Origin of the sequence: Ruminococcus sp. FMBCY1, assembly GCF_023921805.1 — a bacterium.
GTDB lineage: Bacteria > Bacillota > Clostridia > Oscillospirales > Acutalibacteraceae > Ruminococcoides > Ruminococcoides intestinale_A.
In genome coordinates, this window is the sequence record NZ_CP074197.1 from 89,563 (window position 1) to 115,004 (window position 25,442).

Genomic DNA, 25,442 nt, shown 5'->3' on the forward strand with positions numbered 1-25,442 from the left:
TTATTTTATAAAATTGTTAAAAATTAAGTTATATTAAATCGGCGAGTATTGTGTTTGAAACCAAAAAGCCTTTCGGAGTAAAAGAAAAAGAAGTGCCGTTGTGTTCCATAAAACCGTTTTTTACATACAAATCAGTTTTTTTGAAAAAACTCTGCGGCAACGGAGTACCGTATTTTTTGGCATATTCTTCGGTATCGAGTCCCTTTTTCAATCGCAAAGACAGCATAATATATTCTTCGGCATTGCCGCCCTCGCCGTCATTGATAATTTTGTTTGCTTTAAAATTCTCTATACTTCTGTCATAAAAAAATCTTTTACCGTTAAAGAACGAATGTGCGGACGGACCTATTCCGATGTACTCGCCGCACTCCCAATAGCTTGAATTATGTCTGCTTTCAAAACCTTTTTTTGCAAAATTTGAAATTTCATATTGCATATATCCGTATTGTTCAAGCAATTCAACTGTATATAGGTAGAGTTCGGCCTGCTCGTCATCGCTCGGAAGATTTAATTTTGATTCTATTTGCGCAAATTTTGTGTTTTCCTCAATTTTCAAAATATACGATGAAATATGAGTAACTCCGCATTGAGCGCAAAAGTCAACGGATTGTTTCAGAGTTTCCTTTGTTTGCAGAGGAATGCCTGTCATAAGGTCAAGTGAAATGTTGGTAATTCCCGCAGCTTGTGCAAGCTCTGCCGTATGTTTTGCGTCTTCGGCGGTGTGTATTCTGCCGAGCTTTTTTAATTCGGCGGGTACTGCGCTTTGCATACCGATTGACAAGCGGTTAAAGCCTGTACTTTTCATTAAGGCAAAATCAAGTTTTTTTCCGCTGTCAGGGTTTACTTCAACCGTGATTTCCGCATTGCTTTCGAGTGTAAAATTTTCTTTTACAGAACTAAGAATATCGCAAAGCCTTTCCGCTCCAAGAACGCTCGGAGTGCCTCCGCCGATATATACGGTCTTTACAGTTCCGTTAAAGTGATTGCTCCAATATTTTAATTTTTCTTTTAAAGCAATAACATAGTCGTTATATTCATATTCGCCCGCCCTTGTGCTGTAAAAATCGCAGTAAGGGCATTTGCTTTTGCAAAATGGGATATGCAGATACAGTCCGATTGATTTACTCATAATAATCTCCGTAAAAGAATTTGAGGCAGAAGTAAAACTCCTGCCCCGATTTGGAAGGTATATGAAAAAATAGGAAAAAACAAAATATAAAATGAATTTATTACCTTCATCAATTATATATTACAATAAAATTACAAATTTGTCAAGCTTTTGTAGCAATTGATTTTTTATATACCGTAAAACAAATATTTTTCTTCCGTTTTATTGACATATATATAATAAAAATAGTAAAATATAGTATTGTAGAAAAGTATGTAAAAATGATTCCGAAAGGATTGTAAAAGATGAGTTCATTAAACGAAGAAATCAGCAAGCGCAGGACTTTTGCGATTATTTCGCACCCTGACGCGGGTAAAACAACACTTACAGAAAAACTCCTTTTATACGGCGGAGCAATCAATCTTGCAGGCTCTGTAAAGGGCAAGCGTACTGCAAAGCACGCAGTATCGGACTGGATGGAAATTGAAAAACAGCGTGGTATTTCCGTTACTTCTTCTGTTTTGCAGTTTAAGTATAACGGCTACTGCATAAATATTCTTGACACCCCCGGACATCAGGATTTCTCCGAAGATACCTACCGTACACTTATGGCTGCCGATTCGGCGGTAATGGTAATTGACGGTTCAAAGGGTGTTGAGCGACAGACTATCAAACTTTTTAAGGTTTGTGTAATGCGCCATATTCCGATTATTACATTTATCAATAAGATGGACAGAGATGCGAAAAATCCTTTTGATTTGCTTGAGGATATTGAAAATGTACTCGGTATTCATACCTGCCCTGTAAACTGGCCTATCGGTTCGGGTAAAGAATTTAAGGGTGTGTATGACAGAAATTCAAAGAAAATTCTCGCATTTACCGCTAACAACGGTCAGAAAGAAGTTGAGAAAAACGAAATCACTCTCGATGACCCGAACATTGATGATGTAATAGGTATGTACCACAGACAGGATTTGTTTGATGATATTGAACTCCTTGACGGTGCAGGCGATGACTTTGACCTTGAGGCTGTAAGACGAGGCGAGCTTACTCCCGTATTCTTTGGCTCGGCTCTTACAAACTTCGGCGTAGAGCCGTTCCTTGAGCAGTTTTTAAAGATTACAACCTCACCTCTTGCAAGAGAAACCGTTGACGGCATTGTTGAGCCGATGTCTGATTATTTCTCTGCATTTGTATTTAAAATTCAGGCAAATATGAATAAGGCGCACCGTGACAGAGTTGCGTTTATGAGAATTTGCAGCGGCAAGTTTGAGAAAAATATGGAGGTTTACCATCTTCAGGGCAATAAAAAAATGCGTCTTTCTCAACCGCAGCAGATTATGGCGCAGGAGCGTGAAATAGTGGAAGAGGCATATGCAGGCGATATTATCGGTGTGTTTGACCCGGGTATTTTCTCTATAGGCGATACAATCTGTTCACCGGGAAAGAAAGTTCAGTTTAAGGGTATTCCTACCTTTGCACCCGAGCATTTTGCTCTTGTTCGTCAGAAAGACACTATGAAGCGTAAGCAGTTCATAAAGGGTACAAGTCAGATTGCGCAGGAAGGTGCAATTCAGATTTTCCAGGAACTTGACGCAGGTATGGAAGAAGTAATTGTAGGCGTAGTAGGCGTGCTACAGTTTGATGTTCTTAAATACCGCCTTGAAAACGAATACAATGTTGATATTATTATGGAAAATCTGCCTTACGAATATATCAGATGGATTGTAAATAAAGATGTAAATCCAAAGGAACTTGACCTTGCGTCAGATACAAAGCGTATACAGGACTTAAAAGGCAATCATTTGTTGCTGTTTACAAGTTATTGGAGCATTGACTGGGCGCTTGAGCATAACAAGGGACTTGAATTAAGAGAGTTTGGCACTGACTGGTAATGCTGTACGATAAATTAAAAATGTATTCCGAAAGCGGAGTATATCCATTTCATATGCCGGGACATAAACGCAATCCTATGCTTTGTGACGGCATAATGCCATATGTAATTGACCTTACAGAGATTGACGGCTTTGACAATTTGCATAATGCGGAGGGTTGTATTCTTGAAGTGCAGAACCTTGCGGAGAAATTATATAATGTAAAGAAAGCGTTTTTGCTTGTAAACGGCGCAACGGGCGGAATATTGTCTGCTGTTCGTGCCATGACCGACAGGGGAGATAAGGTGATTGTTGCCCGTAACAGTCACAAGTCTGTTTATAATGCGCTCGAGCTTTGCGGATTAACCCCAAAATATATTGTGCCGAAAGTTGATAAACAGTTTGGTATAAACTGTTCGATTACACCGTCACAGGCAGAAAAAGCAATCAGGGAAAATCCCGATGCAAAGCTGTTGATTATTACTTCGCCGACCTATGAGGGAGCGGTATCCGATATAAAAGAGATAAGCAGAATTGCGCATTTACATAATGTGTCGGTACTTGTTGACGAGGCGCATGGGGCGCATTTTCCGTTTTCAAAAAGTTTTCCGAGTGAGGCAGTGGCAAGTGGGGCGGATGCAGCGGTTGCAAGTTTGCATAAAACCTTGCCGTCACTTACACAAACTGCGCTTTTGCTCGCTTCAAACGAAGAATTAATCAATCCTCTTGCCGAAAACCTTGCAATTTTTGAAACCAGCAGTCCGTCATATGTTTTTATGTCGTCAATCGAAAAGTGCCTTGATTTTTGTAAGAATACAAAGGCTTTTGATGAATATATAATCAGGCTTAATTCTTTTGACGAAAAATGCCGAGAATTGAAAAATATAAAGGTTCTTTGCTGTGGCAATGATAATATTAAAAATCATAATTTTTTTGATTTTGATATTTCTAAAATTACCGTGTCCGTAAAAGGACTGAATATTAATGGTGTTCAGCTTGCGGACAAACTTAGAAACGATTTTAAAATTGAGCCTGAAATGGTATGCTCGGACTATGTTTTACTGATTACGACAGTTTGCGATACTGATGAGGGTTTTGCAAGACTTGTAAATGCGTTACAAATCATTGACAGCGAATGTTCTGCAAAAGAATTAAACTATAATAATCTGTTTCTTTCACAGCCTCGCATAGCACTGAATCCTTGTGATTGCAGCGGCAAAAGCGGAGATTTTTACAGATTGAAAAACAGTATTAATAAAATTTCACTTGAGTATGTGTGGGCATATCCGCCCGGGATTCCGATTGTGGCAAAGGGCGAAGTTATAACTCAAGAAATTGTCGATACAATTTTTATGCAGATTAAAAACGGTATAAATGTGTATTCTACCAAAGGCAAAGTCCCGAAAGAGATACTTTGTTGTGAATGATTATATTTAATGAGCAGTAGGAATACTGTAAAAGTATTATTGAATAGTTTAAAAATAGAACCTATAATTAAAGCCTGTCGATTATACTGAATCAACAGGCTTTACGCTTAAAATATTAATTACAAAATAAATTTAGTCTTTGGATTTTCAAACTCTGCTTTGCGAATTTCAAAGGCTTTTTTTACATCGTCTTCAAATGCGAGTGCGGTGTTTTCGGCGCCCATAAGTTTTAATAATCTTTTTGTAAATGCGGGGTTATTTACAAGGAGCGGTCCGAGCTGTGCCGTGGCAATTGCATTGTTCACCATAATGCCCTCTTTATCGGACTCTTTATTAATGCCGATTCCCTTAATACATTTGACAAAGAAACAATCGGAATTATCACCAAACCAATATGTAAACTGGCTTCTGAAACCGAGAATTTCTGTTCCGTCTGCCATTGTGCCGTGGTTAAGACCGTTAAATCTTGTGTATTGCTCACGCTTTGCGGTAAACGGAAAAATATTAAGCGCAGGGATTTTTCTGCCGTCATAGTTTTCTATCTCTTTAAAAAGAATTTCTCCCGAATTGCCCGTGAAAAGCATAGGAGTGCCGTTGTCAATCAATTCTTTGAGTCTGTCACGGTAGGGGAGCAGAGCTTTTATTATAAGCTCTTGATTTTTTTCGTTTGACGGTGCAAGATAAATTAAATTTGGCTGTTCGCTTGCAAAAAGCGGTTTGTCACCAAATGCGGTTGAAATAAATTCAGCGTTCGGCAAACATTTTTTCAGATATTTCATATTGCCCATATCGCCGAAAAGATTGCATATTTCAGGGAAAAGAACTTCTATTTTCATTGTTTTGCACCCCTTTCAGCCATTCTGTCACTGATTGTATTTTTTGAAATTGCGGCGTAAGATGTTGTGTAAACATCATAAAGGAAGAAAATTGTATCTGCTTTGTCAAGGTCAACTTCATTTGCCGCATCGGACTCTTTTTCAACACAGGTAATTTTTTCTTCGGGAACGCCTGCAAGCAGAAGTCTTACCTTGTAGTCTGTACGGCGAACACCGCTGCAAATTACCTGTGTAATTGAATCGTCATTTAAAAATTCAAAGTCGGTATCGTATATCCAAGCTGTGTTTTCGCTTGTTTCTTCGGCGTCGCCGAGGTCGTCAAGCATAAGTACAACGGCTTTTTTGCCTGTGTGATTTTTAATGGAAGAAAATACTCTTGAGCAGGCTACGGGGTTCTGTCCCTTTGCAACACTCATAATAACCTGCTTGTCGCCGATTTTTTCTTCGTCATAACGGCTTTTTACAATTTCAAGTTTTTCAACGGATTTCTTAAGCTGCTCTGCGCTAAGACCAAATTCGGAGAGAACGGCAATCGCACCTGCAAGGTTATAGGTATCCGTAACAGAAGTACCGACTGCTTTAAAATCAGCCTGTTTGCCCTTGAGTGACATTGTAATTCTTCCGGTGCTTTCGTTTACCTTTGTAACATCGTAATCGGCTTTTGGCGAACGGAAACCGCATTTTGTACAGTGAGCCGAACCGATATGATGATAACGGCGGAAGTCATATTCAAGTCTGCTGCCGCACTCGGGGCAAAGCGGAGTGTCGATGATTATTGTATTCTCATTGAGAACCTCGTTGTCCTGCTTCTCAATGCCGAAATATACTCTGTCATTGCCTTTGGCAAGTCTTGCACTTACAAGGTCGTCTGCATTTAAAACAAGTTTTGTCTGCTTTGGAATGTGCTTGTCCAGAATGTCGAATATAAATTCAGAATGAGCATTACGCTTGTAAGAATCTCTGAAAAGGTTTGTGCAGAGTAAGTATGTCGGATGAACATACGGATATATAAGTCTTGAACTGCGTTCATCAAGCTCAAGTACAGCAAGGTCTTTTACTGTTTTGCCTCTCAAATTAACGGCGGAGATCAAGGTTGTTGCCACACCGCCGAGAATGTTACTGCCGGCACGGTTATTTACAGGAGAATACCCGTTGTCTGCAAGAATATCGTTAATCATATTTGCAGTTGTGGTTTTGCCGTTTGTGCCGGTTATGCCGATGATTGTTTTCGGCTTGTCCATTCTGCCGAGAAAGTCGGGGCAGATTTTCATAGCAAGTACGCCCGGCATATGAGTACCGTTGCGGTGCATTACAGAAAGTGCCACAGTCGCAAGCTTTGCGGCATAAAGCGCCGCAAAAAATCGAATACCTTTCATTTATAAAGCTCCTTTTATTACTGATTATAAATTTTATTATAGCAAATTGAGCATAATAGTGCAAGGTTACGAGTACATAAAACAGACTAATAAATCACAATAATTTTATTATATTTTTAAAAATCTTAAATGTTTGACAATCTGCAACAAAAAATCTTTGACATTTAACGAAAATAATGTTATTTTATATATAGTGAAAGTTTGACAATATATTAAACTTAACTTTGTGAAGATATAGATATTTTTTATAAAAGGCGGTATAATCTTATGGCTGAAATAAGTTTGTTGAATCCGCAAAATTCAAAAGCGGTATTCAAGAGCCTGACAAAAGAAAGTATAAACGACCTTTCGCTTGATTTTATTTGTAAGGCGCTTACCAAAAGTGAATATGAGCAAAATGTTATAATGAAAATTATGACCGAAATTACAGACGATGCAGAAACCGTGAAATATAGGGGAGATGTGTTTGACGATTTTCTAAGATTCCCGAAACTGCGTGATTCTCTTGCTCAACTTCTTGAAGAACTTAACGATTTGCGTGACATTTCAAGATTTCAAAAGGACACGGAGGCATCTTCTTTATGGAAGTTGATTAACCGTCTGCGAGAGATTGACGGTTATGTTAATTGCATTACAAAAATAAAAGAATGCCTTGAAAGTCTTGATATAAAGTCGGAGGGATTGCTTACCCTGAAAAAAGAAGTTACCGATATTTATGCCAACAGCGGTTTTCCGCAGTTAAAAGCCGACATTAACGAAACCTTTGCCAAGGTGCAAAAAGTAAAGAGCATTACGATAGGAGTAAATCTTGATGATTTGTTAAGACCGAAAAATGCGGGAATTTTGTCGCTTAACGATAAGGCTTTTACATCTTCGGGACTTATGCAGCATTTTATGAAGTTTACCAACAACGGAGATGAAATTCATTTCGGTACAGATATATCGGATATTAAGAAATTTCACCCGTCAAGTCCGAAGTTTAAGGAAAATGATATAGGAATCGGTACTCTTGACGCAGTGCCGACAAACGGTAATCCTCATATAACCTCAAGCGGATTGACAGGCGCCGATCCGCTTTCGGACAGCCTTAAAAAGGCGGTAACCGATATTATGAGAAAAACAGTCCGTGACATTCAGAGCGTGCTTACAAAGTATGTAAATATCAGCGGATACACGCTTTCTGCGCTTATGCCTGAAATCGTTTTTTATATAAGGTGGGCAGAGCTGGTTGAAAAAATCAGAGCAAAAGGACTTGATATGTGCAAGCCCGAAATCCTGCCGTCGGAAAACAGAGAGATTTTTGCTAAAGGCGTGTATAATCTGAAACTCGGCATAAAGCGTGTGAACGGAGAAGAATTTAATATCGTGGCAAATGATATTGATTTTGACGACGAATCAGGCAGAATTTATATTCTTACGGGTCCGAACAGGGGAGGAAAGACCACTTTCACTCAAGCTGTCGGTCTTGCTGTTTTGCTTGCTCAAAACGGTATTTACGCACCTTGCCGTGAGCTGAAAATCAGTCCTTGCGATAATATTTTTACGCACTTTCCGGCAGACGAAAACGACACAGTTGACCTGGGCAGACTTGGCGAAGAAAGCAAAAGACTTGCGGAAATTTTTGATATTGCAACCGAAAACAGTATGCTTTTGCTTAATGAAAGCCTTGCAACAACAAATGTATCGGAGGGTTTGTTTATTGCAAAAGATGTCGTGCGGGCAATGCGTTACCTCGGAGTAAGGTCTGTGTTTAACACACATATGCACGATTTGGCTAAAAACCTTGACGAAATGAACACCAAAACAGAGGGCAAAAGTATTGTACAAAGCCTTGTAACGGGAGTTGACAACGGTGAACGCTCGTTTAAAGTTTATATTTCACCGCCGCAAGGAAGCAGTTATGCAAGAGATATTGCAAAAAAATACGGTGTAACTTTTGAACAGATAAAATTAAATATTGATAAAACATAATCGGGGATAATTATGTTGAAGAAAGCTGTCGCAGCGGAAGTTTTAATGAGAAGTTATATATTTCGGCAGACACATATACAATAAAAATTTCTGCATACGAAAAAGTAATGGGAAAGTACAGCGTTGACTTTACTTTTACGCCGTTTTATGAATCTTTCTCCGAAACCGAGGAGGGTTCAAACAATACTCTCGAAACCGCAAACAATGCGGAAACCGAAACCATTTACAGCGGACTTTTGACAGAAACCGACAAGGTGGATATTTTTAAATACAGTTTTGACAAGAAAGCAATGCTTGCGGTTTTGGCGACATCTCATATGGACAGTGTGAATGTATATCTTTTAAATGAAAAGGGCGAGGTTATTAACAGTAAAACTCTCGGTAAAGATGAGAAATATACATTCGTAACATCTGTGGCAAAGGGCGGTACTTGCTATGTGGCATATGTCAGCGCAGACAACGCTACGGGCAGTTATGAAATTGATACAACAAAGGCTGTATTCGGAGATTTTAACAGCGACGGTAAGATTGATGTTAATGACGCAACAATTTTGCAAATGTCTATTTCGGGCGGACATAAATTATCCGACTTAAAGGTATGTCGGCAGATTTGGACGGTGACGGTCTTATTATGATTACGGATGTTACATATCTTCAAATGAAAATCGCAGAATCCGCCGACAGAATGTAAGTTTAATCGAATAATATTTGCTAAAAAATACTCGCCGTTTTATGCGGCGAGTATTTTGGCATACGGTTGCAGATAGGGTAAATTGACAGTAGAGCAGAAAAGTAAGAAAAATCGGTTCTTTATCGAAAGTTGGGATAAATTATGGTTTTGCTGATTGCTTTATCAAGCAATTATAAAAGTTTGGTCAACCTTTTTAAAGGTTGTGGGTGTGGGCAAAGCCCACAAATACTTTCCGCTTACGCAATCTAACAATAGCCAAACAGCTTGCTGTTTGGCGGCTTGAACACAACGGCGTTAGCCTTTAAATGCGAAAGCAAAAAGAAAAGACATTCACTATATAATGAAAAAAGTTAATGATTTCTTTTCTAAAAGGCTGTCGCCTGTTTTTTCAAACTCGGTGCAAGCACGCAAACAGCGTGGCTGTTTGCGCCTGATAAATTGTTGTATCGGAAGATTTTATGGGCGCTGCCCAAACCCGCAATTTTTGAAAAAATTGAGTAAACTTTTTTTGTTTTTGGAAGGATAATTTAGCGTTAGCTAAATTTCAATCCCCGACCGACACTCCACTAAACCATAATTTATTTATTACCCCAATATTAAAAATAGAACCTTAAAATAGAACCTATTTATCAAAAGTTGGTATATAGTCAAAAAAGCACTCGTCTTTTGACGAGTGCTTTTTTAATGTTTTTTGGAGCGGATGACGGGGCTCGAACCCGCTACCTCCACCTTGGCAAGGTGGCGCTCTACCAGATGAGCTACATCCGCATAATAAAAAGGGCAAAGGTATAAAACTTTTACCCTTTGGTGGGAACAATAGGACTCGAACCTATGACCCTCTGCTTGTAAGGCAGATGCTCTCCCAGCTGAGCTATGCTCCCATAAAGTTATTGTTATTTGTAAAAGCACCTCTTACGAAGTGCTTTTACAAAATTTGGAGGCGACACCCAGATTCGAACTGGGGAATCGGAGTTTTGCAGACTCGTGCCTTACCACTTGGCTATGTCGCCGAAATGCTGTAATCTCAATCAGCGATATTGATTATATCAAATACGGATTGATTTGTCAAGCATTATTTAAAAATTATTCAAAAATTTTTTACGAATTAAAAAAGCGGGTTTATCTGTTTATAAGTTTGCCGATATTTTTAAGTGCGATTGAAATTGTGCCGTCGTTGTTGTTGATAAACTCAATATATCTGTCATCATCAAAATATTCTACGGGTACGGTTATTTCTATGCCTGTATCGGTTTTTATTTTCTGACTTTTGCTGGCTCTTACGGCAGATGTTTTTTCGATTTTTAAGTCTTTGGGTATTTCTTTTTCTTCGATTTTCTTTTCAAATGCCTCTTGCATAACAGGTGACTCCGAAAAAATATTTTCGGCAAGTTCCTGCGTGGAAATGGTGTCGGATTCCTCGCAGTTTTCGACAATGTAGCTTTTTGCCTTTGAAACGGCGACTGCCGAGTTTACTCCGTATTCTTCGGCGACCTCGTTTGCGGTTTCCCTTACGATTTTTACAGCCTCTTTTGCGGAAACGCCCGATGAACATTCGAGCAGTATTTCCGGAAGTACATATACGCTGTTGCCGTCGATTTGGCGCTTTTTATCCGAAAAATGTATTTCTCCCGTTTTCATATTTATAATCGCATATGAATCTATTTTTTGCGACGGGGCAGGCAGGATAGCGTAATGCTTCATAATTTCGTTATGAATACCATTTTCATCTGTAATTACCTGATGAGTATAGGCGGATTTGTTGGTTATAAGCAGAATTGCAAAGTAGTCGGAATCGTCATTTATATAATCTGCCGCAACAAAATCTATTGCGTCAAGTTTGTCGGAAAGAGAAATATTCTCATAAAGAACATTGGCAATTTGTGAAGTGAAATCTATAAATTCAAGACCTTTGTTGCCGTATTCCGTCAGCGCCGCCGCAAAACCGCTGTCGGTATTAAAAGTACCGCTTTTTCCCGCGGAATCCTTGTGAAGTTTTTCAAGGTGCTTTTGAAGAAATGTGCTTACCGTATCATCTGTACAGTCAAGTTCGTTTTGAGAAAAAACGCTCATTCCCGAATTGAAGTCAAGTATATGTAAAACAGCTCTTTTAATAATCATATCATTTTCCCTAATCTGTGTAATATTTTGTTAAATAAAAACGAATATCGAATAATCAGGCACAAGCCGCCGACATTCCGTTGAAAATTATTATATTCTCATATTAAATAAAAATCAAGAGATACAGAAAAACCCGCACCGAAAGTTATAAAAACAACTCCTCGGTGCGGGTTTGGTTTGGCGTGCCAAAAGGGATTCGAACCCCCAACCTTCTGCTTAGGAGTTCATTCCGAAGCGTTATTTCCAAGATAAACAAACCTCAACTTTTCCCATCCTAATGCGGTTTTCAGCAGGAAACATGGACGGTAAAGTCCGACAAAGCACCGCTTTTTAAAAAAACAAAAGTTAAGGTTCTCGCAATAGAAGGCGTCAAGCTCATAGTAGAACCCGTAACAGAATGAGAGGTAAATAATGTTAGGACTTATTATTTTAGGAATTATCCTTTTAATCCTGCTTATAGTAATCGTAAGCAATGTAAAAGTAGTACCGCAGGCACACGCATATGTAATTGAAAGACTCGGAACATATCATGTAACATAGTCAACAGGCTTGCATGTAAAAATTCCGTTTATCGGCAAGATTTCAAAGAAAGTATCATTAAAAGAGCAGGTAATTGATTTTCCACCGCAGCATGGAGTGAATAAAACGATACCTTCTTGTAAATATTAAAAAGTAGGGAAATATCGCAGAATAGAAATAATCAATAACAATTACTTATTTAATATTTTTAACATCTGAGCCATTGGGCTCTTTTTTTATGCCTAAAATTCTTGTAAACTTGTTTTTTCGTGTTACAAGAATGACTGATGAGGACGGTAGAATAGAGAGGGTGAGAGATGTTGAGAATATAGTAAAGATGCATATGAGATTCTTTAAAAATGTTAATTATAAATAAGAGGCAGATTCATTTTTATATTTCTGACTAATCGCCGACTCAAATCACGCCAAATGTGCCATATTAGATTCTTCAAAAGTAGTCAAGTAGTAGTCGGTAAGAGGGCAGACTGCTTTCAAAATCAACCGTATAACGATAATTTTATTATAGCATACAATCGTATGATAACGATAATAATTATAAACTTTTAGGTTTTGCACATGAGTTGCGAACTTTTATTGGACAAGGCAGATAGACACGCATAGGAGAATAATAATCGGTGCTTTTAGATTTCATCATATTCAAAATAAATCTAATGCCGTAAATACCCATTGCATATACTGGTGCGTTTACCGTAGTGAGCGGAGGGTTTGTATATCCCGAAAGCTCCGTGTTATCAAATCCCATAACAGAAATATCCTCAGGAATTTTGTAACCGTTTTCTTGCAGAGCTCTCATTGCACCGATTGCAATAGGATCGCTTGCCGCAAAAATAGCTGTGGGGAGATTTCCTTTGCTGATCATTTCTGACATCATTTTATAACCGGATGATGTTGAAAATTTGTCCTGCATAATAAACCCATCATATTTAATGTTTAGTTCATCGCAAATGTCTGTGAAAGTGTTGAGTCGTTTATCAGGAAATATCGTTCCGTCCTCAAGCTGTTCAATGCCTCCGATAAAGCCAACTGTTCTATGGCCTAAATCATATAGATATTTAATTGCATCGGACACTGCCTGACGAAAGTCGAGCGATACGGATGTGATTTCAATATTCTCAACGGTCATATCAAGAAAAACAATTTTATTATTCAATGAATGCAGTAATTTTATTTCTTGTTTACTAAACTTCCCGAGGCAGATTATGCCATCAACATCGCAGAGTACATTCTGATAGTCATTGTCTGTTTTAAATGTTCGTACAATACTTATATTATTTTTTGAACAGTAGTCCTCGATACCCTGTCTCATCAAAAAGTAATAATTATCTTCAATTTCCTGTTTGAAAGAGAACCATTGTAGAATTCCAATGCGACATGAAGGTGCTGATGTAACCCTTTTTTTCTTTACATAATTAAGTTCTTTAGCTGCTGCAAATATTTTTTGCTTCGTTTCAAGCGAGGTGCTGAGGGTAGTGTCGTTATTAAGCACTCTTGAAACAGTAGCAACTGATACATTTGCCTTTTTGGCAACATCTCTGATTGTAGCCAATTGAATCACCTCACTACCATTATAGTGAAATATTACCAAAAAATCAAGTCATGTTTAGTAAAAAACGGAGAAAGCAAAAATGTTTACCAAAAACTATTGACAGTTTACGAAACAAAAAGTATAATTTAGTTAACATAAAAACAAAAGAAACATTATTATTAAATAATAGCGAAATCTTTTGTGCAGGTTGTCACGGCGTTTCATTTAAAATTAAAAGGAGGAAAAATTATGAAACAGACATCATCACAACCAAGACTTGATGGCAAAATCCCAGGTAGAATCAAATACACCTTTGCTTTTGGTGCCCTAGGCAAAGATATGATTTATGGTATGATTGCCACATTTTCAATGATTTATTTCACAGACATCATCAAGGTCAACCCGGTATTTATCGGCGTAATGTTCTTTGTTGCAAAGTTATGGGATGCCTTTAATGATTTGTTTATGGGTATGATTGTTGATAACACACGCAGCAGATGGGGTAAATTTATTCCATGGCTTGTAATAGGTACGCTGGTTAATTCAATTATATTTGTTGTTTTATTCACAGACTTCCACCTCAATGGCGTTGGACTTTGCGTATTTGCAACAGCAGCTTACATACTCTGGGGTATGACTTACACAATTATGGATATTCCTTATTGGTCAATTATTCCTAACCTCACTTCAAATCCTGAGGAGAGAGAAAAAGTTTCGGTACTTCCGAGAATCTTTGCAAGTATCGGTCAGTCACTTGTTATTGCAGGCTTTGGTGTTCAAATTATTGAGGCTCTCGGCGGCGGCACAACAAATCAGGCAGGTTATCACAGATTTGCAATCATAATTGCAATTGTATTTATTCTTACAATCGGTATTACAGTAATCAACCTTCCGAAAAAGAGAGATGATTCTGTTCCGGAAAAGAAAGTTAAGTTTAAAGATATTTTCTCAATCATCGGCAAGAATGATCAACTTCGTTGGGCGGTAACTCTTATCTTCCTTTACAACATCGGCATTCAGTGTATTATGGGTGTTGCTACATATTATTTCAAATATGTTTGCGGCAACGCAGGAATGATGTCATCATTTATGATCAGCGCATCAATCGCAGAGGTTGTAGGTCTTATCGTATTCCCTAAGGTTGCAAAATTTCTTTCAAGAAAAACTTCGTTCCTTCTTGCGTGTCTTTTACCTGCATTTGGTCTTGTAATGCTTTTGCTCGTAGGTATTTTTGCTCCGCACAATGTTGTGCTCACATCAATCTCAGGTGTTATTGTAAAACTTGGTACAGGTCTTGAACTTGGTTGTGCAACAGTATTCCTTGCAGATGTTGTTGATTACGGTGAATTTAAGCTTGGAACAAGAAATGAAGGCGTTGTATTCTCACTCCAGACGCTTATCGTAAAATTCACAGCAGCTCTTACAGCACTCGGTATTGGCGCGGCACTTGGAAGCACACAGTATATTCCGGGACAGGAACAGTCATTTGCAACAGTAGCATCAATCAGTACACTTATGTGCATTGTTCCTGCGGTTTGTATGCTTATTGCTTATGTTGTTTACAGAAAGAAATATAAACTCAATGACGGTATGATGAAGAAGGTTATAAACACAATCAGTGCAAGAAGAGAAGGCAAGATTGATATGACACAACAGCTTGATGAAAGCGGTAACACAGAGCCTTCTATGTTCCTTCCTACAGTTGCGGAAAAGGCAGGTAAATAAAATGATTGATACTAAAACAGCAATTGAAAAAATTACAAACGGCGAATTTGATAATCTTTTCACTGATATATATATAGATTCATCAATGATTGATTATCAGAAAAAAAGATATGTTCATGCAATTGAGCAGTATGAAACAATTTATTGCCCTGATAAAGTAGCAATATTCAGTGCTCCCGGCAGAAGTGAGGTTTGCGGTAATCATACAGATCACCAGCATGGAATGGTGCTTGCAACATCCATTAATCTTGATACTATTGCTGTGTCGGCCAAGAATAACAATGATGTTGTAAGATTTGTTTCTGACGGTTATGATATGATTACTCTCGATATAAATGACCTCGAAGTTAATAATGATGAGGCAGGCACAACGGTCAGCCTTATCAGAGGTGTTCTTCGTGGACTTAAGGATCATGGATACAAAATTGGTGGATTCAATGCTTATGCAACAAGTGATGTACTTGTTGGTGCAGGACTTTCATCGTCAGCAGCTTTTGAGGTAGTTGTCGGAACTATTATTTCCGGCTTATATAATGATATGAAAATAAATTCAGTTGAGATTGCTCAGATTTCTCAGTATGCTGAAAATGTATTTTTCAAAAAGCCGTGCGGACTTATGGATCAAATGGCTTGTTCAGTCGGAGGAATGGTTAACATTGACTTTAAAGATCCGACAAAGCCAATTGTTAAGAAAGTACCTACCGAATTTGAAAAATATGATTACAGTCTTTGTATTGTTGACACAAAGGGTGATCATGTTGATCTTACAGATGATTATGCTATGATTCCCTCGGAAATGAAAAAGGTTGCAAATTTTCTCGGAGAAGATTATCTGAGAGATTGTGATTCAAACGAATTTTATATTCACCTTGGCGAAATTCGTGAGGCTGTTGGCGACAGACCGGTACTTCGTGCAATTCATTTCTTTAATGAGGAGCATAACGTTAAAAATGCCGTTTCGTCACTTGAAAACGGTAAGTTTGTTGAATTCCTTGACGCAATCAGAAAATCCGGTAATTCATCGTTTAAGTATCTTCAGAATGTATATACAACAAGAGATATTCAACATCAGAACATCTCGGTAGCCCTTGCACTCAGCGAAAGCCTTCTTCGCAATTACGGCGTGTGCCGTGTTCACGGCGGTGGATTTGCAGGTACAATTCAAGCGTTTGTCAAAAATGAATTTGTAAGTAATTACAAAGAATTTATAAATAAAATTTTCGGAGAAAACTCATGCCATGTTCTCAAAGTGAGAAAATACGGCGGAATAAAAGTAATGTAATTATGTAGGTTTTGTTTTTATTAAGGAGGACAAAATGAAAATTCTTGTTTTAGGCGGTGCCGGATATATCGGTTCGCATACAGTTTACAGACTTATTGAAAGCGGTAATGAGGTTGTTGTATTCGATAACCTTGAAACAGGTCATATCGAGGCGGTTCATCCCAAAGCAAAATTTTATAAAGGCGATCTCAGAAACAGAAGTGAAATTGACAGCGTTTTTGATAAAGAAAAAGGTATTGATGCTGTAATTCATTTTGCAGCCAATTCACTTGTCGGTGAAAGTATGACCAACCCTCTCAAATATTATGATAATAACCTCAACGGCACAAAGGTTTTGCTTCAGTCAATGGTTGCTCACGGAATTGACAAGATTGTATTTTCATCAACAGCGGCAACATACGGTGAGCCTGAGAGAACTCCTATTCTTGAAACCGATCCGACAAATCCGACAAACTGCTACGGAGAAACAAAAAAATCCATGGAGAGAATGTTCTATTGGGTTGAAAAAGCACATGGTTTAAGATATGTTTCTCTCAGATATTTCAATGCATGCGGAGCACATATCAGCGGAAAAATCGGTGAGGCACATAATCCTGAAACCCACCTTATTCCGATTATTCTTCAAGCGGCGCAGGGTACCCGTGACCACATAAGTATTTTTGGTACTGATTATCCCACATCTGACGGAACTTGTATTCGTGATTATATCCATGTCACTGACCTTGCACAGGCTCATATTCTTGCAGTTGAATATCTTATGAAGGGCGGTAAAAGTGATATATTCAATCTTGGCAACGGTGTAGGTTTTTCTGTTCGTGAGGTAATTGAAAAAGCAAAGGAAGTTACACAGAAAGATATTAAGGTTGTTGAAGAAAGCAGAAGAAGCGGCGATCCTGCTGTATTGATTGCATCAAGCGATAAGGCGAAAACTGTACTTGGCTGGAAACCTGAGTATGATGATCTGGGAACAATTATTAAAACAGCGTGGGAATGGCATTCAACACATCCAAACGGCTATAGTAAGTGAGGCGGTATTTATGAAGAACAGCGTTTACGGCTTAATATTAAGACTTGTTTCATACGGAATCAATACAGGGCTTATTGAAAAAGAGGATATAATCTACACGCAAAATAGGCTTTTATCGTTGTTCCATATGGATGAACCCGATGACAGTTGTACTTGCCTTACAGCAGATAACGAGGATACTCTTGAAGAAATTTTGTCGGGACTTCTTGATTATGCATACGAAAAAGGAATCATTCCCGAAAATACAGTAACATATCGCGACTTATTTGATGTGAAACTTATGGCTTCACTTGTTAAGCGACCGTCAGAAGTAATAAGAGAATTTTGGCAGAATTATAGCGTTTCTCCTAAACTTGCAACCGATAGCTACTATAAATTCAGCTGCGATACCGATTATATAAGAAGATATCGTATTAAGAAAGATTTAAAGTGGAAAACATCAACCGAATACGGTGATATTGATATCACGGTAAATCTTTCAAAGCCTGAAAAGGATCCGAAAGCTATTGCAGCGGCAAAACTTCAAAAACAGTCGGGCTATCCGAAATGTTTGCTTTGTAAGGAAAATGAAGGATATGCCGGAAGAGTAAATCATCCTGCAAGAGATAATCACAGAATTATTCCGCTCACCATTGACGGAGATAACTGGTTTATGCAATATTCTCCGTATGTTTATTACAATGAACATTGTATTGTGTTTAACGGTGAGCATACACCAATGGTAATCAATGATTCTACATTCAGAAAACTGTTTGATTTTATTTCACAGTTTCCGCATTATATAATCGGTTCGAATGCTGATTTACCGATTGTAGGCGGTTCAATACTTACACATGAACATTTTCAGGGTGGCAGATACAGCTTTGCACTTAATAGGGCAGAGGTTGAAAGAAAGTTTATTGTTAACGGCTTTGATGATGTGGAGTGCGGAATTGTAAAGTGGCCTATGTCAGTTGTAAGATTGACAGGTAAAAACAAGGACAGCATTATTTCATTATCTTCTTATATTCTAAAGAGTTGGAGAGCGTACACGGACGCAGATGTTGGCATTTTTGCCGAAACAGATGGTGAAATTCACAACACTATCACTCCGATTGCTTTTACAAAGGATGGAAAATTTGTTATTGACCTCGTTCTCAGAAATAATATCACAAGTGAAGAACATCCTCTGGGAGTATTTCATCCTCATGCGAATTTGCATCATATTAAAAAAGAAAATATCGGCCTTATTGAAGTTATGGGACTTGCAGTATTGCCCTCAAGGCTTAAAGATGAAATGGCTATTTTAAAGGATGCTATTCTTAATCACAAGGATGTAAGTGAAATTCCGAAAATCAGCAAACATTCCGAGTGGGTAAATGAATTTGTTTCGCAGTATGATGAAATCAATGAAAATAATGTTGATTCAATAATTCAAAATGAGATAGGAAAGGTATTTCTTAATGTTCTTTTGGATGCAGGTGTATTCAAAAGAACTCCTGAAGGACAAAAGGCGTTTGATAAATTTATAAAGACGCTGTAGTAAAGGAAGTGCTAAAATGTCAAAGGTAAGGGTAGTAAATTTTGAACCTACATCCAAAGGTGAAAACACTCATCTTTATACAATAGAAAATAACAGCGGAGCAAGCGTGACATTATGTGATTTAGGCGCAAGTGTCGTTTCGATAAAAGTTCCCGACAAAAACGGTAGTATTAGAGATGTAGTTCTCGGCTATGAGCACATTGGCGGTTATGAATTTGACGGAACATACTTCGGTGCTACTGTCGGAAGATGTTGCGGAAGAATTGCTTACGGCAAGTTTACTCTTAACGGAGAAGATTATCAGCTCTCTGTAAACAATGGGAGTAACCATCTACACGGCGGATTTAACAACTTTAGCCGCAAAGTGTGGCTTGCGGTAGTTGATGATAAAGTTCCAAATACAGTTCTATTTATGCTTGATAGTCCCGACGGTGATGAGGGCTATCCCGGAAATATGAAGGTCTTTGTACGCTACACCTTTGATGATGAAAATGCACTTACGATAAAATGGTCGGCAGTTTCTGACAAAGACACAATATGTAATCTGACCAATCATTCATATTTCAATCTTAACGGACATAAAAGCGGTAAAGTTACAGAAAATCACAAGCTGAAAATAAATGCAAATTCCTTCATACCGATAAATTCAAACCTCAATCCCACAGGTGAGATAACTCCCGTTAAGAATACATCGCTTGATTTTACCGAACCCAAGTTAATTGGAAATGGTATTGACAGAAAAAACAAGCAGATTGGTTTTGCAAACGGTATTGATCATATGTTTGTGCTGAATCATTCTGATGAAGAATTTGTGCTTGCAGCTGAAGCTGAGGGTATTGATAGCGGAATCACATTAAAATGCTATACTTCTCAAAAAGGTGTTCATGTATATACAGCAAATTATGTCGATGTTTTGTCCAATATGGGAAAGGATTCAGCAACATACGGAGAAAATCCAGCGTTTTGTCTTGAAACCCAGGGCTTTCCCGATGCTGTAAATCACAAGAGTTTTCCTACGACAATATTAAAAGCGAACGAAAACTATACACAAACTACAAAATTTATTTTTGGTATAAACAAATAAAATGAGCTGATTTCTAACTCCTTTAAAAATAAAATCTCTCTAAAATCAAGGACCACCTATTTTTTTCTTGGGTGGTCCTTAATTTTTAATCTATGAGGATGTTTCAAGTTTTACAGTATTACACCGTCTTAAAAATATTCTGTTTTAGCGGTTATGTGCCGAGCTGTGGAATAAAAGCAGTGAGGATCCCATTTTGTTTCTGCTATAAAATACATAGCAAAGTTCTCGTTGTCCTTCTAATAGACAATCGCCCAGTCGGGCGAGTAATTACTCGCCGGAGTTTCAAGAACAAAACCGCCTTTTTGAGCTTAGTGTATAGCATTACATTCGGATCATCGTCAAGAGCTTTTGCAAACTTCCATTCACCTTCACTGTCAAACTTATATTTCAAGTTCATAGCTTTTTTATGAGCTGGATTTGGTGTAAACAGATACTTTATCTCGTCCTCATTGACAATCTTATCTACCTCGAAAATGTCCTTTTCAAGAGCACCAACGCCCTCAATTAGTTCGGCTGTCAAAAACTCCTTACTCTTGAATTCTTTGAGCAGCTTGTTAATTGTTTTAATCGCTTCTTCAAGATAATCCTGATTGTTAATTTTGTTCCTTGCTTCTGCTGATAAACCTTTTATTATTCTTATGATAGCCAATCTCGGCAACATTGTATTTGCCATTATCACATTTACAAGGTCAAAAGGGCATAGAGGTAGTGTGCGATTGTCGCTCGCCACCTCTAAATGAACAAATTAACAGGGTAACGACCGCCTTGTCTATTAGCAGGATTTTTGGCTCGATTTTTTCCGCCATTAGCAGAGAGGGCAATTTCATTAGCAAAACAGCGATTTTTTTGCTAATTTTTATTAGCAAGCCGTCCACCTGAAAGGCGGACGACATTAGTCCTAAATTCCATTAGCAGACGGAGAATTTGCTAATGAAAATTTGTGATTTTTTCGTTTTTGCTGTTTCTTCGTAAAAATGAAAAAACGCCGGAAACCCTTGATTTCACTGGGTTTTCCGGCGGAGTTTTTGGCGTTCCCGAGGTGATTCGAACACCCGACCTACCGCTTAGGAGGCGGTCGCTCTATCCAGCTGAGCTACGGAAACATCTTTAAAATCTATTCAATTATGGACTTAAACTAACTCATTGTCAATCACTTTTGTTCCAAAGGCGGTCGTTGTAACTGATTCTTAGGAGGCAGACGCTCTATCCTGCTGAGCTATTGGCACATATCTGTTAATATTCTATTATAAATATTTTGCTTTGTCAAGAAAGTTTAACAATAAAACAGTTGAAGTTTGTCGGCTTTAAAATTAAGTATTGTTTGAAAATCCTTTAAATTATACTGTTAGTGATAAATACCAATCACTGTTGATTTTTATATGAGAAATTATGAGGAAAGTGTTAAATTTTTTATACTAACTTTAATATGCGGAATTTTAATTTTTACGGCAGGCTGTAATTTCGATGATTGATGTGACCGTATATACCTTTGAAAATAAATCTACTTTTAAAATCGCTCATAACAATGATAAATCAGACAGTATGTCACAGGACGAGTTATATATTCCACCGACAGAAGTTGATGATGTAATAAATAACGGCACAAAAATATTTAGCGGCTGTTTTGATTCATTTGCTTATGACAATAATTTTGCGTATTTGAAAATCGGTAATACTTATTATGTAGTAGATATAGCAAATGAAGTGAAAAACGAATACAGTGACGATGAGTTTTCTGAAATGTATCCCGATTATGAAAATTTTAATTGGTATGATGCATAACAGTTATATATTCTCTTTATTTAAAAATCATAACCGACATTAAACCGATATTGAGTTTTTTATCAATGTCGGTTTATTTTTTGTTCTGTTAATAATTAAAAAAACAATTAGCAAAGTACTGAAAAAGGGACTTTGTTCATTAAAATCAGTTAAATTAGAACAAATGTTCTAAAAACTCTTGATTTTGTGATTTTTTCTCTCTATAATATTATATAGAGAACCAAGCCCCGTTGGTTCTTATTTGATGAATAGTAAGCGGAAAGGATGTTAATATGAACAATTATCTTGAATGGTCAAAAGAATACAGGGCAGAGGCAGACAAAATGCTGTCTGTTGTTGATAAATATAAAAGTATGTTAAAAACTAAAAGTTTATTAAATAAAAAGGAAATCAATGAGAAAATTTGCAGATACAGAGGTTATTACCTTGAGTGCCTTGATATTGCAAATTTGCTTGAGGCAAGATATAAGGGGGTAATGTGATGAGAAGTAAACTTATACATTTTTCCGATTTAAATTCCGATAAGATTTGCTTTGAAAAAAGCCTTATGGACGGCGAAACCAACAGCGAAAACCGTCAGAAAGTTTTAAAAATACTAATGAATGTCATAGAGAATGACCTTACCGACAGACAGCGCCATTGCGTTTTTGAGTATTATTTTAACGGAAAAAAGATGAAAACTATTGCAAGCGAACTTGGTATAACTCCTCCCGTTGTCACAAGACATATTCAAATGGGAGCGGCAAAACTCTATAAAATTGCAAAATATTATATGTGAATATTGAATTTTGGTTGGGTTCTAAATGTTGGGGTAACATTAAATTATGATTTAGCGGAGTGTCGGTCGGGGATTGAAATTTAGCTAACGCTAAATTATCCTCCTAAAAGCAAAAAAGTTTACTCAATTTTTTCAAAAATTGCGGGTTTGGGCAGCGCCCATAATATTTTCCTATATTACAATTTATCAGGCGCAAACAGCCACGCTGTTTTCGTGCTAAAACTAAGTTTGTTAAAACAGGCGACAGCCTTTTAGAAAAGAAATCATTAACTTTTTCATTATATAACGAATGTCTTTTCTTGTTGCTATCGCATTTTTAAAAGGCTAATGCCGTTGTGTTCAAGCCGCCAAACAGCGAGCTGTTTAGCTATCGTCAGATTGCATAAACGGAAAGTATTTGTGGGCTTTGCCCACACCCACGACCTTTGAAAAGGTCGACCAAACTTTTATAATTGCTTGATAAAGCAATCAGCTAAACTTATAATTTGCCTCAACTAAAGAATCTGAATTTTAAAATTTGGCAGATACCATTGTAAAGCCTCTTCGTAGCTGTATCCGTCATTACAAAGATAATTTATTCCGTTAAGGCTTACACCGTAATATTCCCCGTCATCGGCATTTGCATAGCTGTCCCAAGGGGAGGCAACAGCGGTAAGGTACGGATATTCGCTGTTTGTTGAAGTTTTGCCGTTGGTAAAATCGCAAAAAGGTATATAAAACGCTTTGCCGTCTGCGCAGAGCGCTTTTTTATATACGGAAGATACGGCGGATTTGATTTTATTGTAATTTTCTTTAACGGAATTTTCTGCTTTGCTTTCGGGCAAACATATGTCAATATCCGACAAATCGTAACTGTCGGGAGATACATTATAATTCGTATAAAGAATTATTGTTAATGCTTTTAAGGTTTCTTCGCAGTAATTTTCATTGTATTTTGCCGCTACCATACCGCAAAGGTCAGATTCGGTGAGCGGCGATTTTTCTGATTCGGAATTTTTTTTTGCGACAGATTCGGTTGTAGTTTCAACTATGGTTTCGTTTTTTGACGGTTCGTTTGCGGTAACGGGCTCTGTTGCTTTATCCGCAGTCGAATTTGAAGTGACAGCGGTTTGAGGCGACGAGCACTTAGAGATTATTATGGGCAAAAAAGCCATTGTAAGCAAAAATATTATTATAAATATAACTTTTGTTCTCATAAATTCCTCTCTTTTCGTATAACTTTGCAAAAGTGAATTTTTACTTTAATAATTCTTGACATAAGCGTGTAATTGGCTTAAAATAATATATGTAAAAAATTCGGCTAAAATAACCGTTATATTGTTTGAAGAAACGGAGATAAGTATGAAGATTAAATTATCATGGATTCCATTTATCCCTGCCGTTCTTGCCATGGTTGCGCTTAGACTTTTAAGTGTATTCGGTAATGACGATACAGGAACGATAAGCGGAATGAACGCATTGTTGTTTTCTTATTTAGCAGTTGGCGTTGCACTTGTTCTTTTTGTGCTGTGCATATTTTTTAATATTTTGGACAAAAAAACCGCACCGGTTTATGAGTCAAAACGAAATGTGCCCGCGGGTGTTTTTTCGGTGCTTTCCGCCGCATTTGCGCTTGCATATTCCGTAATGACCATTTTGACAAGAAAAGACAGCGAGTATTTGCTGATGTCTATTATTTGCGCATTCCTTGCAATGCTTGCCGCTATCGGACTTGTTTTTATGGCAAGAACTCATTTTACGGGTTTTGCTCCGGTGTCTAATATTGCTTTTCTGTATATTTTCCCGACACTCTGGGCAGTTTCGGAATTGATTTCGTGTTTTCTTGAGGCAACAAAACTTTCAGTATCGGCATCCGATATGTCGCTTTTGTTCTGCTTTATTTTTCTTACCTTAAGTTTGTTCCCACAGGCAATGGTAATTTCAAAAATTCCCGGAAGAAACCCTGTTAAAGCAACATTTATCTATGGCTTGCCGTCAGTCGCTTTCGGACTTTCGTACGGTGCGTTCCTTATAGCACGAGTTATTTTTGACAGTGCAGACGGTATGGCTCTTATTGCAGGTGTAATGTTTATTTCTTTCGCTTTGTATCAGCTTTTCTATATTATTGAGCTTACAAGAGGCGCACTTAAGAAAGATGATGTGCAGATTGTAGATGCTTTTACAGATGATGACGATACAGCCGATAACAGCGGCAAGAGTGACGAACTTGTTTTCTCAGATGAAGAGAAAAAAGACGAGGATTATGCTCAAAACGCTACTGCAGATACCGATGATTTTATTATGGGTTATGAGGCTGACGACGATGTTCCGAATATTTCCGCTCCTAAAGTTATCGGCGATAAAAATTCGGAAGACGATATTACAGGCGGATTTTTCTTTGGCGTAGGTGTTGATGATGACGATGATGATTCGTCACATAGTATTTTGGAAACAAGACGACAGAAGAAAGAAGAAAAACTTATGGGCGAGATTGACAAGTTGCTTGCAGAGCTTGACGAACAGCAGCAGGAACTTAACGACAAGAAATAAGTTTTGAAAATTAATGCTTGACATTTCAATTCGGCGGTGTTAATATTAAGTAAAATAAAGAACTTCGATAAGGACACGGTTTAAAAACCTACTTTTTCAGAGAGCGAAAATGTTTGCTGCAATTTTTCGCATAAGTAATTTTAAGCTACCACCTTTGAGTCTGCACAGGAAATGGTGCGGCGTATGACTGCGTTAAGGTTGTAAAGAGGGCATAGTTATTATGCCAAAGTTGGGTGGAACCACGAAG

Annotated in this window: 20 protein-coding genes, 4 tRNA genes, 2 pseudogenes and 1 other annotated feature (1 of these 27 running past the window's edge); of the genes and pseudogenes, 15 read left to right on the top strand and 11 right to left on the bottom strand. The window is 37.7% G+C overall.

Going from position 1 to position 25,442, the window contains the following annotated elements:
- Positions 1 to 28: 28 nt before the first annotated feature.
- Positions 29 to 1,129 carry a radical SAM family heme chaperone HemW gene (gene hemW / locus KGF34_RS00410; protein ID WP_252559434.1) on the bottom strand — a complete coding sequence of 367 codons (1,101 nt, stop codon included), beginning with the start codon at positions 1,127 to 1,129 and terminating at the stop codon, positions 29 to 31.
- Positions 1,130 to 1,413: 284 nt separating this feature from the next.
- Here hemW and KGF34_RS00415 point away from each other — a divergent pair, with 284 nt between their 5' ends.
- Both KGF34_RS00415 and KGF34_RS00420 read left to right on the top strand, forming a co-directional pair.
- Positions 1,414 to 3,003, top strand: coding sequence for a peptide chain release factor 3 (locus KGF34_RS00415; RefSeq protein WP_252559442.1), 1,590 nt, complete (start codon positions 1,414 to 1,416; stop codon positions 3,001 to 3,003).
- Positions 3,003 to 4,409, top strand: coding sequence for an aminotransferase class I/II-fold pyridoxal phosphate-dependent enzyme (locus tag KGF34_RS00420; RefSeq protein WP_249376542.1), 1,407 nt, complete (start codon positions 3,003 to 3,005; stop codon positions 4,407 to 4,409). The genes KGF34_RS00415 and KGF34_RS00420 overlap by 1 nt, the downstream gene beginning before the upstream one ends.
- Before the next feature lie 119 nt (positions 4,410 to 4,528).
- Here KGF34_RS00420 and KGF34_RS00425 read toward each other — a convergent pair whose 3' ends face one another.
- Together KGF34_RS00425 and KGF34_RS00430 are read right to left on the bottom strand one after the other, a co-directional pair.
- Complete coding sequence (locus KGF34_RS00425) at positions 4,529 to 5,245, bottom strand: hypothetical protein (protein WP_252559443.1); 717 nt, start codon at positions 5,243 to 5,245, stop codon at positions 4,529 to 4,531.
- A complete protein-coding gene (locus tag KGF34_RS00430) occupies positions 5,242 to 6,621 on the bottom strand; it encodes a Mur ligase family protein (RefSeq protein ID WP_022235089.1) in 1,380 nt (459 codons plus the stop codon). Before KGF34_RS00430 ends, KGF34_RS00425 begins: the two co-directional genes overlap by 4 nt.
- Positions 6,622 to 6,888: 267 nt before the next feature.
- On the opposite strand from KGF34_RS00430, the gene KGF34_RS00435 reads away from it, so the two are divergent.
- Positions 6,889 to 8,592, top strand: a complete 1,704-nt coding sequence (locus KGF34_RS00435) for a DNA mismatch repair protein (protein WP_252559445.1) — start codon at positions 6,889 to 6,891, stop codon at positions 8,590 to 8,592.
- Positions 8,593 to 8,699: 107 nt separating this feature from the next.
- Positions 8,700 to 9,227, top strand: coding sequence for a hypothetical protein (locus tag KGF34_RS00440; protein ID WP_252559446.1), 528 nt, complete (start codon positions 8,700 to 8,702; stop codon positions 9,225 to 9,227).
- Positions 9,228 to 9,975: 748 nt separating this feature from the next.
- Here the strand turns inward: KGF34_RS00440 and KGF34_RS00445 are convergent.
- The 4 genes from KGF34_RS00445 to KGF34_RS00460 form a co-directional block, all read right to left on the bottom strand.
- Positions 9,976 to 10,051: transfer RNA gene (locus tag KGF34_RS00445), tRNA-Gly, on the bottom strand.
- 37 nt (positions 10,052 to 10,088) lie between these two features.
- Positions 10,089 to 10,164, bottom strand: a tRNA-Val gene (locus tag KGF34_RS00450).
- A 54-nt stretch (positions 10,165 to 10,218) separates the two neighbouring features.
- A tRNA-Cys gene (locus tag KGF34_RS00455) sits at positions 10,219 to 10,293 on the bottom strand.
- A 109-nt stretch (positions 10,294 to 10,402) separates the two neighbouring features.
- Positions 10,403 to 11,401 (bottom strand): nucleoid-associated protein, encoded by a 999-nt coding sequence (locus tag KGF34_RS00460; protein WP_252559448.1) that lies wholly within the window; start codon positions 11,399 to 11,401, stop codon positions 10,403 to 10,405.
- 299 nt (positions 11,402 to 11,700) lie between these two features.
- Here KGF34_RS00460 and KGF34_RS11795 point away from each other — a divergent pair.
- Positions 11,701 to 11,802, top strand: a pseudogene (locus KGF34_RS11795) (NfeD family protein); the annotation flags it as partial.
- A gap of 10 nt (positions 11,803 to 11,812) precedes the next feature.
- Positions 11,813 to 12,031, top strand: a pseudogene (locus tag KGF34_RS00465) (SPFH domain-containing protein); the annotation flags it as partial.
- 442 nt (positions 12,032 to 12,473) lie between these two features.
- Here KGF34_RS00465 and KGF34_RS00470 read toward each other — a convergent pair.
- Positions 12,474 to 13,496 carry a LacI family DNA-binding transcriptional regulator gene (locus KGF34_RS00470; RefSeq protein WP_252559450.1) on the bottom strand — a complete coding sequence of 341 codons (1,023 nt, stop codon included), beginning with the start codon at positions 13,494 to 13,496 and terminating at the stop codon, positions 12,474 to 12,476.
- Positions 13,497 to 13,715: 219 nt separating this feature from the next.
- Between KGF34_RS00470 and melB the strand changes: the two genes are divergently transcribed.
- The 5 genes from melB to KGF34_RS00495 are packed head-to-tail and all read left to right on the top strand — an operon-like array spanning position 13,716 to position 20,106.
- Positions 13,716 to 15,191, top strand: coding sequence for a melibiose:sodium transporter MelB (gene melB / locus KGF34_RS00475; protein ID WP_186934505.1), 1,476 nt, complete (start codon positions 13,716 to 13,718; stop codon positions 15,189 to 15,191).
- Between the two features lies 1 nt (position 15,192).
- Positions 15,193 to 16,473, top strand: a complete 1,281-nt coding sequence (locus KGF34_RS00480; RefSeq protein WP_195410589.1) for a galactokinase family protein — start codon at positions 15,193 to 15,195, stop codon at positions 16,471 to 16,473.
- A 34-nt stretch (positions 16,474 to 16,507) separates the two neighbouring features.
- Positions 16,508 to 17,500: a UDP-glucose 4-epimerase GalE gene (gene galE, locus KGF34_RS00485; protein WP_178586092.1), complete on the top strand. Its 993-nt coding sequence runs from the start codon at positions 16,508 to 16,510 to the stop codon at positions 17,498 to 17,500.
- A gap of 10 nt (positions 17,501 to 17,510) precedes the next feature.
- Complete coding sequence (galT, locus tag KGF34_RS00490; protein WP_195410591.1) at positions 17,511 to 19,022, top strand: UDP-glucose--hexose-1-phosphate uridylyltransferase; 1,512 nt, start codon at positions 17,511 to 17,513, stop codon at positions 19,020 to 19,022.
- A 16-nt stretch (positions 19,023 to 19,038) separates the two neighbouring features.
- Positions 19,039 to 20,106 carry an aldose epimerase family protein gene (locus tag KGF34_RS00495; protein ID WP_252559452.1) on the top strand — a complete coding sequence of 356 codons (1,068 nt, stop codon included), beginning with the start codon at positions 19,039 to 19,041 and terminating at the stop codon, positions 20,104 to 20,106.
- Between the two features lie 202 nt (positions 20,107 to 20,308).
- Here the strand turns inward: KGF34_RS00495 and KGF34_RS00500 are convergent, their stop codons facing one another.
- A complete protein-coding gene (locus KGF34_RS00500) occupies positions 20,309 to 20,779 on the bottom strand; it encodes a hypothetical protein (RefSeq protein ID WP_252559454.1) in 471 nt (156 codons plus the stop codon).
- 353 nt (positions 20,780 to 21,132) lie between these two features.
- A tRNA-Arg gene (locus tag KGF34_RS00505) sits at positions 21,133 to 21,209 on the bottom strand.
- Between the two features lie 361 nt (positions 21,210 to 21,570).
- Here KGF34_RS00505 and KGF34_RS00510 point away from each other — a divergent pair.
- The 3 genes from KGF34_RS00510 to KGF34_RS00520 all read left to right on the top strand — a co-directional run bounded on the left by KGF34_RS00510 (position 21,571) and on the right by KGF34_RS00520 (position 22,666).
- Positions 21,571 to 21,888, top strand: a complete 318-nt coding sequence (locus tag KGF34_RS00510; RefSeq protein WP_252559455.1) for a hypothetical protein — start codon at positions 21,571 to 21,573, stop codon at positions 21,886 to 21,888.
- 272 nt (positions 21,889 to 22,160) lie between these two features.
- Entirely contained in the window at positions 22,161 to 22,370 is a 210-nt protein-coding gene (locus KGF34_RS00515; RefSeq protein ID WP_022235317.1) for a hypothetical protein, read from the top strand.
- On the top strand, positions 22,370 to 22,666 hold the full coding sequence (locus tag KGF34_RS00520) for a sigma-70 family RNA polymerase sigma factor (RefSeq protein ID WP_186935083.1): 297 nt from the start codon (positions 22,370 to 22,372) through the stop codon (positions 22,664 to 22,666). The genes KGF34_RS00515 and KGF34_RS00520 overlap by 1 nt, the downstream gene beginning before the upstream one ends.
- Positions 22,667 to 23,160: 494 nt before the next feature.
- Here the strand turns inward: KGF34_RS00520 and KGF34_RS00525 are convergent, their stop codons facing one another.
- The gene (locus KGF34_RS00525; RefSeq protein WP_252559457.1) at positions 23,161 to 23,862 is read right to left on the bottom strand and encodes a hypothetical protein; all 702 of its coding nucleotides are present in this window, start codon (positions 23,860 to 23,862) and stop codon (positions 23,161 to 23,163) included.
- A 145-nt stretch (positions 23,863 to 24,007) separates the two neighbouring features.
- Here KGF34_RS00525 and KGF34_RS00530 point away from each other — a divergent pair, with 145 nt between their 5' ends.
- Positions 24,008 to 25,195 (top strand): hypothetical protein, encoded by a 1,188-nt coding sequence (locus KGF34_RS00530; RefSeq protein WP_252559459.1) that lies wholly within the window; start codon positions 24,008 to 24,010, stop codon positions 25,193 to 25,195.
- Between the two features lie 55 nt (positions 25,196 to 25,250).
- Positions 25,251 to 25,442, top strand: a binding site (T-box leader); it runs 16 nt beyond the window's last position.

Excerpts from the sequence above, each read along its gene's own strand:
- hemW (WP_252559434.1), bottom strand. The coding sequence starts at position 1,129 with ATGAGTAAATCAATCGGACTGTATCTGCATATCCCATTTTGCAAAAGC.
- KGF34_RS00415 (WP_252559442.1), top strand. The coding sequence starts at position 1,414 with ATGAGTTCATTAAACGAAGAAATCAGCAAGCGCAGGACTTTTGCGATT.
- KGF34_RS00420 (WP_249376542.1), top strand. The coding sequence starts at position 3,003 with ATGCTGTACGATAAATTAAAAATGTATTCCGAAAGCGGAGTATATCCA.
- KGF34_RS00425 (WP_252559443.1), bottom strand. The coding sequence starts at position 5,245 with ATGAAAATAGAAGTTCTTTTCCCTGAAATATGCAATCTTTTCGGCGAT.
- KGF34_RS00430 (WP_022235089.1), bottom strand. The coding sequence starts at position 6,621 with ATGAAAGGTATTCGATTTTTTGCGGCGCTTTATGCCGCAAAGCTTGCG.
- KGF34_RS00435 (WP_252559445.1), top strand. The coding sequence starts at position 6,889 with ATGGCTGAAATAAGTTTGTTGAATCCGCAAAATTCAAAAGCGGTATTC.
- KGF34_RS00440 (WP_252559446.1), top strand. The coding sequence starts at position 8,700 with ATGGGAAAGTACAGCGTTGACTTTACTTTTACGCCGTTTTATGAATCT.
- KGF34_RS00460 (WP_252559448.1), bottom strand. The coding sequence starts at position 11,401 with ATGATTATTAAAAGAGCTGTTTTACATATACTTGACTTCAATTCGGGA.
- melB (WP_186934505.1), top strand. The coding sequence starts at position 13,716 with ATGAAACAGACATCATCACAACCAAGACTTGATGGCAAAATCCCAGGT.
- KGF34_RS00480 (WP_195410589.1), top strand. The coding sequence starts at position 15,193 with ATGATTGATACTAAAACAGCAATTGAAAAAATTACAAACGGCGAATTT.
- galE (WP_178586092.1), top strand. The coding sequence starts at position 16,508 with ATGAAAATTCTTGTTTTAGGCGGTGCCGGATATATCGGTTCGCATACA.
- galT (WP_195410591.1), top strand. The coding sequence starts at position 17,511 with ATGAAGAACAGCGTTTACGGCTTAATATTAAGACTTGTTTCATACGGA.
- KGF34_RS00495 (WP_252559452.1), top strand. The coding sequence starts at position 19,039 with ATGTCAAAGGTAAGGGTAGTAAATTTTGAACCTACATCCAAAGGTGAA.
- KGF34_RS00500 (WP_252559454.1), bottom strand. The coding sequence starts at position 20,779 with ATGGCAAATACAATGTTGCCGAGATTGGCTATCATAAGAATAATAAAA.
- KGF34_RS00510 (WP_252559455.1), top strand. The coding sequence starts at position 21,571 with ATGATTGATGTGACCGTATATACCTTTGAAAATAAATCTACTTTTAAA.
- KGF34_RS00515 (WP_022235317.1), top strand. The coding sequence starts at position 22,161 with ATGAACAATTATCTTGAATGGTCAAAAGAATACAGGGCAGAGGCAGAC.
- KGF34_RS00520 (WP_186935083.1), top strand. The coding sequence starts at position 22,370 with ATGAGAAGTAAACTTATACATTTTTCCGATTTAAATTCCGATAAGATT.
- KGF34_RS00525 (WP_252559457.1), bottom strand. The coding sequence starts at position 23,862 with ATGAGAACAAAAGTTATATTTATAATAATATTTTTGCTTACAATGGCT.
- KGF34_RS00530 (WP_252559459.1), top strand. The coding sequence starts at position 24,008 with ATGAAGATTAAATTATCATGGATTCCATTTATCCCTGCCGTTCTTGCC.